Here is an 8,775-nt window from a genome sequence, read left to right as displayed (position 1 = left end):
GCCCCCAGCATCCCACCCCTCAGTACGCTGGACGGATGAGTCAGAACGACCTCACCGTCTACGGCGCCGACTGGTGCCGCGACTGCCTGCGCACCAAGCGCCAGCTCGATGAGCTCGGCGTCGCCTACGACTACGTGGACCTCGTCGCCGACCCGGCCCAGGCCGATGCCGCCGAGCGGATCTCCGGCCGGAAGAACATCCCCGTGGTCGTGTTCCCCGACGGCGACCACCAGGTGGAGCCGACCAACGAGGAGGCCGCGGCCAAGCTCACCGCGCTGGGCCTGATCTGAGATCGGGGGCCGCTCCCCGCGCGAGCCCCGCCGGCCCTCTCGGCGGGTGCGCATCGGGGTCTACGCTCTCCCCATGGAGCACATCGACGAGACCGCCCTGCCCGCCCCCGAGGACCGCGTCGTGTCCGCGACCCACCACGTCGACGCCCCGGCCGGCGTCGTCTTCGAGCTGATCGCGGACCCCTCCCGCCAGCCCGAGTGGGACGGCAACGACAACCTGGCCGAGGCCGCCCCCGGGCAGCGGGTGACCGCCGTCGGGGACGTGTTCGTGATGACCCTGCAGAAGGGCGTGGACCGCGCGAACCACGTGGTCGAGTTCGAGGAGGGCCGCCGCATCGCCTGGAAGCCCTCCGAGGTCGGCGGGGAGCCGTTCGGCCAGCTGTGGCGGTGGGAGGTCGAGGGCGACGACGAGGGCGGCTGCCGCGTCACCCACACCTATGACTGGACCGCCCTGACCGACCCGAAGCGCATCCAGAAGGCGCTGCGGACCGGCGAAGAGCAGCTCCGTGCGTCGATCGACCGGCTCGCGGAGCTCGCCGAGCGTCAGGACTGAGGGCAGGCGACGCCCGCCGCCGTCACGCCGCTCCGCGCCGCCGTCAGCGGTTGAGTCGCTCGCCGGTGTCGGCGTGGAACAGGTGCACGCGCTCCGGGTCCGGGACCACGTGCACCACGGACCCCTTCTCCGGCGCCGTGTAGCCCACCGTCCGCAGGGTGATGAGCCGCTCCTCGCCGCCGATCGTCGCGTGACCGTACACGTACGCGTCCGCGCCGAGCTCCTCCACGGTGTCCACCTCCACGGGCAGGCCGGCGGCGTCGTCGCTGATCACCAGGTTCTCGGGGCGCACGCCGAGGTCCACCGTCGTGCCGGCGTCGGCCAGATCCTCCCGCGGCACGGGGATGACCGTCTCGCCCCAGTGCACGCCCTCGTGCGTGGCGGGCATGCGGAAGATGTTCATGGCGGGGGAGCCGATGAACCCGGCGACGAACACGTTCATCGGGCGCTCGTAGAGGTTGCGCGGCGTGTCCACCTGCTGGAGGCGGCCCTCCTTGAGGACCGCCACCCGGTCGCCCATGGTCATGGCCTCGGTCTGGTCATGGGTCACGTACACGGTGGTGGTGCCCAGGCGACGGGTCAGGTTGGCGATCTGGGCGCGGGTCTGCACGCGCAGCTTCGCGTCCAGGTTGGAGAGCGGCTCGTCCATGAGGAACACCTGCGGGTCGCGCACGATCGCCCGGCCCATGGCCACGCGCTGACGCTGGCCCCCGGAGAGGGCCTTCGGCTTGCGGTCCAGGTACTCGGTCAGGTCCAGCAGCTTTGCGGCGTCCTCGACGCGGCGGCGCCGCTCGTCCGCGGGGACGCCGGCGATCTTCAGGGCGAAGCCCATGTTGTCCGCCACGGTCATGTGCGGGTACAGGGCGTAGTTCTGGAACACCATCGCGATGTCCCGGTCCTTGGGGTCCACGTCGGTGACGTCCCGGTCGCCGATCAGGATGCTGCCGTGGGAGAGCTCCTCGAGGCCGGCGAGCATGCGCAGGGAGGTGGACTTGCCGCAGCCGGAGGGGCCCACGAGCACGAGGAACTCGCCGTCGGCGATCTCCAGGTCGAGGGAGTCGACGGCGGGGCGGGGGGAGCCGGGGTACTGGCGGCTGGCGGAGCGGAAGGTCACGGAGGCCATGGTGGGGTTCCTTTCACGGGCAGGTACGTGCCCGACGATCCAAGGTGAAGGAGAGGGATGGGTGAGGGTCGGGGCTGACGGTCTACGGCGGCGCGGTGCTCGCTCTCGGCCGCAAGGCCAGGTGGTGCATGATCCGATGGGGGTGGGCGGCGCCGTCGAGGGCGCCGAGCGCCAGGCGGACGGCGCGGCGGCCCTGCTCGAGCGGGTTCTGGTCCACGGTGCTGATGCCCAGGCGGGCGGCCTCGGGGTGGCCGTCCAGGCCCATCACGGACACGTCCTCGGGCACGCGCAGCCCCAGGGAGTGGGCTGCCATCCAGGTGCCCATGGCCATCTCGTCCGAGATGCACATGACCGCCGTCGGCCGGCGCCGCGGGTCGGCGAGGAGGGCGCGCGCCTGGTGGTAGGTGCCGCCGATGGTGAAGTCCGCGGGCACCATCCAGTCGGCCGGCGTGCGCACCCCGGTGGCGGCGAGGGCGTGCAGGAACCCGCGGGTGCGCTCGGTGCTGACCTGGAACTCGATGTCCTCGTCCACGCGGCCCACGTAGGCGATGTCCCGGTGTCCGAGCTCCAGCAGGTGCTCGGTGGCCATCCGTGCGGCGCGGGCGTGGTCCACCTGGACGGCGGTGAACCAGTCCGGCAGGGTCTCACCCGCCGGCAGGCGGCCGCCGACGGCGATCACGGGCAGGCCGAGGCGTTCGAGTCCGGCGAGCTCGAACATGCTCAGCCGGAACGAGAGGGTGATCAGGGCGTCCAGCCGCCGTCGAGGCAGCAGGTCTGAGATGACCGTGGACCGACGCTCCGGGTCCTGGCCGACGTCGTAGAGCGTGAGGTCGTACCCGTGTCGCACGAGCTCGTCCGCGGCGCCCTCGAGCACGGCGGCGAAGAACCACCGGTGGGCGGAGGGGGTCACCAGCCCGATGTTGCGGGTGCGGCCCGAGGCGAGCGAAGAAGCGGCGGAGTCCGCCACGTAGCCGAGCGTGGCGACGGCCTCCTGGACTCGGGTGCGCGTGGCGACCGCCACGGGGCCGGAGCCGGTGAGGGCACGGGAGGCGGTGGCGGTGGAGACCCCGGCCATGCGGGCGACGTCCTTGATGCCGACCATCGGCGGTCCTCCTCCCGGTTCGAGGGGTTCTGTGGCGGGGCGGGTGCACGACGGCGGCGGGCCGGGGGTCGATGCGTGGCACCAGAGTACGGCACGGCAGGCGCGGTGGTGGAAGCGCTTCCATTCCCGTTTCAGCCGGTCTTGACCGCCGCCCCCACTCCCGCATGGCCGTGTTCATGCGGGAGCGCACGTCTGTGTGGCACATCACAGTGGAAGCGTTTACACTCCTGGGGACTGACTCCTTCAGCCGCCGGGGGCAGGCGCCGTCTCACCGCGGAGCCCACGTCGGCGACGCAACGGCCGGCGCATGCCGCGGGCCGCCACCCCTCGTGAAAGGCACACCATGCAGTCGACGACGACCGGCGGCCTCCTCCGCCGCCCGCTCAGCCTGACCCTCACCGCGGCGTTCTCCGCCCTCGCGCTCACCGCGTGCGGCGGCGGCTCCTCCGCCCCGGCGTCCTCCTCCCCGGCCGGCGCCACCGAGCAGGGCACGGCCGCCGCGTCCCCGAGCCAGGACCTCTCCGAGGCCGGCGCCACCACCATCACCATGTGGGTGGACCAGAACCGCCAGGAGCCGCTGCAGGCCGTGGCGGAGGACTTCAAGGAGGACACCGGGATCACGGTGGAGCTCGTGGTCAAGGACAACTCCACGATGAAGGACGACTTCATCACCCAGAACCCCACGGGCGAGGGCCCGGACGTGATCGTCGGCGCCCACGACTGGATCGGCTCGCTCGTGCAGAACGGCACCATCGAGCCCCTTGAGCTGGGCGACAGAGCCGGCGACTTCGTGGAGTCCTCCGTGCAGGCCGTCACCTATGAGGGCCAGACCTGGGGCGTGCCGTACTCCGTGGAGAACATCGCCGTCCTGCGCAACACCGAGCTGGCCGAGTCCACCCCGGCCTCCTTCGACGAGATGATCGCGGAGGGCCAGAAGGCCGTCGACGCCGGCGAGGCCGAGTACCCGTTCGTGGTGGGCCTCGACCCCGTCAACGGCGACCCGTACCACCTGTACCCGTTCCAGACCTCCATGGGCGCCCCCGTGTTCAAGCAGGCCGAGGACGGCTCGTACGACACCGGCTCACTGGCCATGGGCGGGGCGGAGGGTGAGGCCTTCGCCGAGAAGCTGGCCGAGTACGGCGAGTCCGGGGTGCTGAACCCGAACATGACCGCGGACATCGCCAAGGAGCAGTTCAACTCCGGCAACGCGGCCTACTTCATCACCGGCCCGTGGAACGTCGAGGAGGCCGAGGCGGCCGGCGTCGACTTCGAGGTCGAGGCCATCCCGTCCATGGGCGACCAGCCGGCGCAGCCGTTCGTGGGCGTCAACGCCTTCTTCGTCTCCTCAGAGTCCGAGAACCAGCTGGCCGCGAATGAGTTCGTGGTCAACTACCTCTCCACCGAGGCGGCCCAGGACGCGCTCTACGCCGAGGGCAAGCGTCCCCCGGCGCTGACCGCCTCCTTCGACAAGGCGGCCTCGGACGAGACCGTGAAGGCGTTCGGCGAGATCGGCGAGAACGGCGTCCCCATGCCGGCGGCCCCCGAGATGGGCGCGGTGTTCGAGTTCTGGGGCGGCGCCGAGATGAGCATCATCAAGGGCGAGGGCGACCCGGTCCAGACCTGGCAGAAGATGATCTCCGACATCGAGGGCCGCATCGGCCAGTGATCCGGCGCGGTCCGCCTCCGGCGTCCCCGCGGGGACGCCGGAGGCGGACCGTGGCCCCGCGCCCTCGGGGCGCACCCCCCTTCCACGGCAGGCCCTCGGGCCGGATGAGGAACTATGAGCCCGTCTTCCACCGCGTCGGACCGGTCCGACGCCGCCACCGCCGCCCTCGACGACGCCGCGCGCCGCACCGGCCCGGGCCGCCGTCGTCGTGCGGACGCCCGGGGTACCGACGGCCTCGGTGGCACGCTGGCCAAGATCGTCCTGCTGGGCCTCGTGGACGCCTTCGCGGCGTTCCTGCTGTTCCAGCTCGCGGCCGCGGGGGACTGGGTGGTGTTCGCGCTGACCCTGGCGGTCACGATCGGCATCAACTGGATCTACCTGCGCCGCGGCGGCCTGCCGGCCAAGTACCTCGCCCCCGGCCTGTTCTTCCTGATGCTGTTCCAGGTGTTCGTGGTGGTCTACTCCTCCTACGTCGCCTTCACGAACTACGGCGCCGGGCACAACTCGGACAAGGCCGCGGCGATCGAGATCATCCAGCGCTCCTCCTCCATCCGCGTGCCGGACTCCCCGGTGTACGACATCACGGTGCTGGAGGAGGGCGGCGACCTCTACCTGCTGACCCTGCGGGACGGGGAGCCCGTCCTCGGCGGCGCGGACCAGGCGCTGGAGCCGGTCGAGGCCCAGATGCAGGACGGGGAGCCGGTGGGGGTGGAGGGGTACACCACCCTGCGGTTCGGCGACCTGCTGCAGCGTCAGGACCAGGTCGCCCGCCTGAAGGTCCCGCTGAGCGACGACGCCGCGGACGGCACCCTGGAGACGCGCGACGGCTCCCGCGGGTACGTGTACGCGCCGCGTCTGGAGTACGACGAGGCCCGGGACACCTTCACGGACCTCGAGAGCGGCGTGGAGTACCGGGACAACGGCGAGGGCCAGTTCCAGGCGGACGACGGCAGCACGCTGCAGACCGGCTGGCGGGTGTTCGTCGGCCTGGACAACTTCACGCGCGCGTTCACCGACCCCGAGCTGCGCGACCCGCTCCTGCGGGTCACCGTGTGGACCTTCGCCTTCGCGTTCCTGAGCGTGGCCACGACGTTCGCCGTCGGGCTGCTGCTGGCGATCGCCTTCAACCGTTCGGACATGCGCGGCAAGAAGGTCTACCGGGTGATGATGATCCTGCCGTACGCGTTCCCGGCGTTCCTGTCCGGCCTCGTGTGGGCCGGCCTGCTCAACCCGGAGTTCGGCTTCGTCAACACCGTGTTCTTCGGCGGCGCGGACATCCCGTGGCTCACCGACCCGTGGCTGGCCCGGCTGTCGGTGCTCGTGGTGAACCTGTGGCTGGGCTTCCCCTACATGTTCCTGGTGACCACGGGCGCCCTGCAGTCCCTGCCCGAGGACGTGGACGAGGCCGCCCGCATGGACGGCGCCGGCCCGTGGCGCATCTTCCGCTCCATCAAGCTGCCCCTGCTGCTGGTCTCGGTGGCGCCGCTGCTGATCTCCTCGTTCGCGTTCAACTTCAACAACTTCAACATCATCTACATGCTGACCGGCGGCGGACCGCGGTTCCCCGACGCGGGCTCGAACATCGGCGCCACAGACCTGCTGATCACGGTCGTCTACAAGACGGCGTTCAGCGGGGTGGGGCGCGACTACGGCCTGGCCTCCGCCCTGTCCATCGTGATCTTCCTGATCGTGGCGACCATCTCGGCGATCAGCTTCCGGCAGACCAAGGCGCTCGAGGAGATCGACAAGTGAGCATCCCCCAGGATTCCGGACGGCCCCGGCCGGACGCCCCGACCTCGCCCCTCGCCGCCGCCCTGGCGCAGCAGGAGACGGACCCGCTGCGCTGGGAGGAGGACCCGGCCCCGCCACGACGCCGCCGCTCGTTCGGCCGCTGGATGCGGGAGCTCGGCTGGCGTCACGCGGTGGGCGTGCTGGCCAGCGCGTTCGCACTGTTCCCGCTGCTGTACGTGCTGTCCGCGTCGCTCGACCCGACTGGCACGATGGCGAGCTCGAACCGGCTGTTCTCCTCGTTCAGCGGGCAGAACTACGTGGACCTGTTCAGCGACCCGAACCGGCCCTTCGGCCGCTGGTTCCTCAACACGATGGTGATCGGCGTCATCACGTCCGTGATGACGGTGTTCCTCGGCGCCCTGGCCGCCTACGCGTTCTCCCGGATGCGGTTCACGGGCCGCCGCGTGGGGCTGCTGACGCTGCTGCTGGTGCAGATGTTCCCGCAGCTGCTCGCGGTGGTGGCGATCTTCCTGCTGCTGACCTACATCGGCAACCTGGTGCCCGTCCTGGGCATCGGCTCGCAGCTCGGCCTCATCCTCGTGTACCTGGGCGGCGCGCTCGGGGTGAACACGTACCTGATGTACGGGTTCTTCAACACCATTCCGCCGTCGCTGGACGAGGCTGCCAAGCTCGACGGCGCCTCGCACGCGCGGATCTTCTTCTCGATCATCCTGCGCCTGGTGACCCCCATCCTCGCGGTGGTGGCCCTGCTGTCCTTCATCACCACGGTCTCGGAGTTCGTGATCGCCTCCGTAGTGCTCACGGACCCGTCCGCGCAGACGCTCGCGGTGGGCCTCTACGGCTACGTCTCGGAGACCCGCTCCGAGAACTGGGGCGTGTTCGCGGCCGGCGCCGTGCTGGCGGCCCTGCCCGTGATGGCGCTGTTCCTGTTCCTGCAGCGGTACATCGTCTCCGGCCTCACGGCCGGCGGCGTGAAGGGCTGAGCCGACGACGGCGGTGGGAGGGGCGCCCGCCCCTCCCGCCTCACGGCAACGCCAGCCGGAACACCTTCTTCCACGCGGAGCCCACCTGCCGCAGCAGCGGGCCGGTCGTGTACGGCAGGCCGTAGCGGGCGCAGATCTCACGGACCTGGGGCGCCACCTCGGCGTACCGGCTGGACGGCAGGTCCGGGAACAGGTGGTGCTCCACCTGGTGGGAGAGGTTGCCGGTCATGAAGTGCATCAGCTTCGAACCGGAGATGTTCGCGGAGCCGATCATCTGCCGCACGTACCAGTCGCCGCGGGTCTCACCGTCCACCATCTCCTCGGAGAACGTCTCCGCCCCCTCCGGGAAGTGCCCGCAGAAGATGACCGAGTGCGCCCAGATGTTGCGCAGGCCGTTGGCCAGCAGCGTGCCCGCGAGCGTGGCCTTGCCCGAGCCGGTCAGCACCTCGGCGACGGCTGGCGTGGCCACGTAGTCCTTGGCGAACTGCCGGGCCGCCTTGACGCCCACGGAGCGCAGATCCGTCATCAGCTCCTCGCGGGACTTCTCCCCGCTCTGCACGCGGTCCAGCTCGAGGTCGTAGAGGGCGATGCCCCACTCGAAGATCGGGGCCAGCCCCGCGTTGATCACGGGGTTGAGCAGGTGCCGCGGCTGCCACGGCTCGGACTCGTCCATGCGCAGCACGTTGTAGCCCACGTCCCGGTCCTTGCCGACGACGTTGGTCCAGCGGTGGTGCAGGTCGTTGTGGGTGTTCTGCCAGGCCCGCGACGGCGTCACGAAGTCCCACTCCCACGTGGTGGAGTGGATGTCCGGGTCGCGCATCCAGTCCCACTGGCCGTGGAGCACGTTGTGCCCGATCTCCATGTTCTCCACGATCTTCGCGACCGTGAGCATGGCCGTGCCCGCCACGAACGCGGCGGGGTGTCGTGCGTTGAGCAGGAGGGCGCGGCCGCCGAGCTCGAGCCGGCGCTGCCAGCGGATGACGCGGCGGATGTAGGCCGCGTCGGAGGTGCCGCGGCGGGCGAGCACGTCGTCGCGGATCGCGTCCAGCTCCCGGCCCAGCTCGGCCACCTGCGCGTCCGTCAGGTGGGCGGCGCCGGGCGGGCGCACCGCCGGGCTCCCGACGACGCCCGGCAGTCCCGGCGTCGTGGCGGCGGCGGTGGAGCGGGACGTGGCGGCACGGGACTCGGCGGTGTGGGGAGCCCAGCTCGTGGTGTCGGGGCGGTCCTGCGGCAGGACCCGGGCGGCGCGGCCGCGGACGGTGGTGCCGGGGATGGCCAGGGCCAGATCGTCCGGGGCGGTGGCGCC

The 8,775-nt window shown here is 71.2% G+C and carries 8 protein-coding genes; 5 read left to right on the top strand and 3 right to left on the bottom strand.

Going from position 1 to position 8,775, the window contains the following annotated elements; genetic code table 11:
- The first annotated feature begins 35 nt into the window (after positions 1–35).
- Positions 36–290 carry a glutaredoxin domain-containing protein gene (locus QL983_RS08780; RefSeq protein ID WP_290152361.1) on the top strand — a complete coding sequence of 85 codons (255 nt, stop codon included), beginning with the start codon at positions 36–38 and terminating at the stop codon, positions 288–290.
- Between the two features lie 73 nt (positions 291–363).
- On the top strand, positions 364–843 hold the full coding sequence (locus QL983_RS08775) for an SRPBCC family protein (protein WP_122054747.1): 480 nt from the start codon (positions 364–366) through the stop codon (positions 841–843).
- A 43-nt stretch (positions 844–886) separates the two neighbouring features.
- Here QL983_RS08775 and ugpC read toward each other — a convergent pair whose 3' ends face one another.
- Together ugpC and QL983_RS08765 are read right to left on the bottom strand one after the other, a co-directional pair.
- Positions 887–1,966, bottom strand: coding sequence for a sn-glycerol-3-phosphate ABC transporter ATP-binding protein UgpC (ugpC, locus tag QL983_RS08770; RefSeq protein WP_041104133.1), 1,080 nt, complete (start codon positions 1,964–1,966; stop codon positions 887–889).
- 82 nt (positions 1,967–2,048) lie between these two features.
- Complete coding sequence (locus QL983_RS08765; RefSeq protein WP_041104131.1) at positions 2,049–3,068, bottom strand: LacI family DNA-binding transcriptional regulator; 1,020 nt, start codon at positions 3,066–3,068, stop codon at positions 2,049–2,051.
- A gap of 343 nt (positions 3,069–3,411) precedes the next feature.
- On the opposite strand from QL983_RS08765, the gene QL983_RS08760 reads away from it, so the two are divergent.
- The 3 genes from QL983_RS08760 to QL983_RS08750 all read left to right on the top strand — a co-directional run bounded on the left by QL983_RS08760 (position 3,412) and on the right by QL983_RS08750 (position 7,469).
- Complete coding sequence (locus QL983_RS08760; protein ID WP_041104129.1) at positions 3,412–4,734, top strand: maltose ABC transporter substrate-binding protein; 1,323 nt, start codon at positions 3,412–3,414, stop codon at positions 4,732–4,734.
- Between the two features lie 114 nt (positions 4,735–4,848).
- The gene (locus tag QL983_RS08755; protein ID WP_041104127.1) at positions 4,849–6,486 is read left to right on the top strand and encodes an ABC transporter permease subunit; all 1,638 of its coding nucleotides are present in this window, start codon (positions 4,849–4,851) and stop codon (positions 6,484–6,486) included.
- An 86-nt stretch (positions 6,487–6,572) separates the two neighbouring features.
- The gene (locus QL983_RS08750) at positions 6,573–7,469 is read left to right on the top strand and encodes a sugar ABC transporter permease (RefSeq protein ID WP_205810729.1); all 897 of its coding nucleotides are present in this window, start codon (positions 6,573–6,575) and stop codon (positions 7,467–7,469) included.
- A 40-nt stretch (positions 7,470–7,509) separates the two neighbouring features.
- On the opposite strand, the gene QL983_RS08745 is transcribed toward QL983_RS08750, so the two are convergent.
- A partial coding sequence (locus tag QL983_RS08745) for an acyl-CoA desaturase (protein ID WP_290152354.1) occupies positions 7,510–8,775 on the bottom strand: 1,266 nt, incomplete at its 5' end.

It is taken from the genome of Micrococcus sp. APC 4021, from assembly GCF_030407635.1.
Taxonomy (GTDB): Bacteria; Actinomycetota; Actinomycetes; order Actinomycetales; family Micrococcaceae; genus Micrococcus; species Micrococcus luteus.
The sequence above is the reverse complement of the archived record's forward strand: the minus strand, read 5'-3'. Positions and strand labels throughout refer to the sequence as shown.

What these genes read in the sequence shown, in the direction of transcription:
- QL983_RS08755 (WP_041104127.1), top strand. Translation starts at nt 4,849, where the DNA reads ATGAGCCCGTCTTCCACCGCGTCGGACCGGTCCGACGCCGCCACCGCC.
- QL983_RS08760 (WP_041104129.1), top strand. Translation starts at nt 3,412, where the DNA reads ATGCAGTCGACGACGACCGGCGGCCTCCTCCGCCGCCCGCTCAGCCTG.
- QL983_RS08775 (WP_122054747.1), top strand. Translation starts at nt 364, where the DNA reads ATGGAGCACATCGACGAGACCGCCCTGCCCGCCCCCGAGGACCGCGTC.
- ugpC (WP_041104133.1), bottom strand. Translation starts at nt 1,966, where the DNA reads ATGGCCTCCGTGACCTTCCGCTCCGCCAGCCGCCAGTACCCCGGCTCC.
- QL983_RS08780 (WP_290152361.1), top strand. Translation starts at nt 36, where the DNA reads ATGAGTCAGAACGACCTCACCGTCTACGGCGCCGACTGGTGCCGCGAC.
- QL983_RS08765 (WP_041104131.1), bottom strand. Translation starts at nt 3,068, where the DNA reads ATGGTCGGCATCAAGGACGTCGCCCGCATGGCCGGGGTCTCCACCGCC.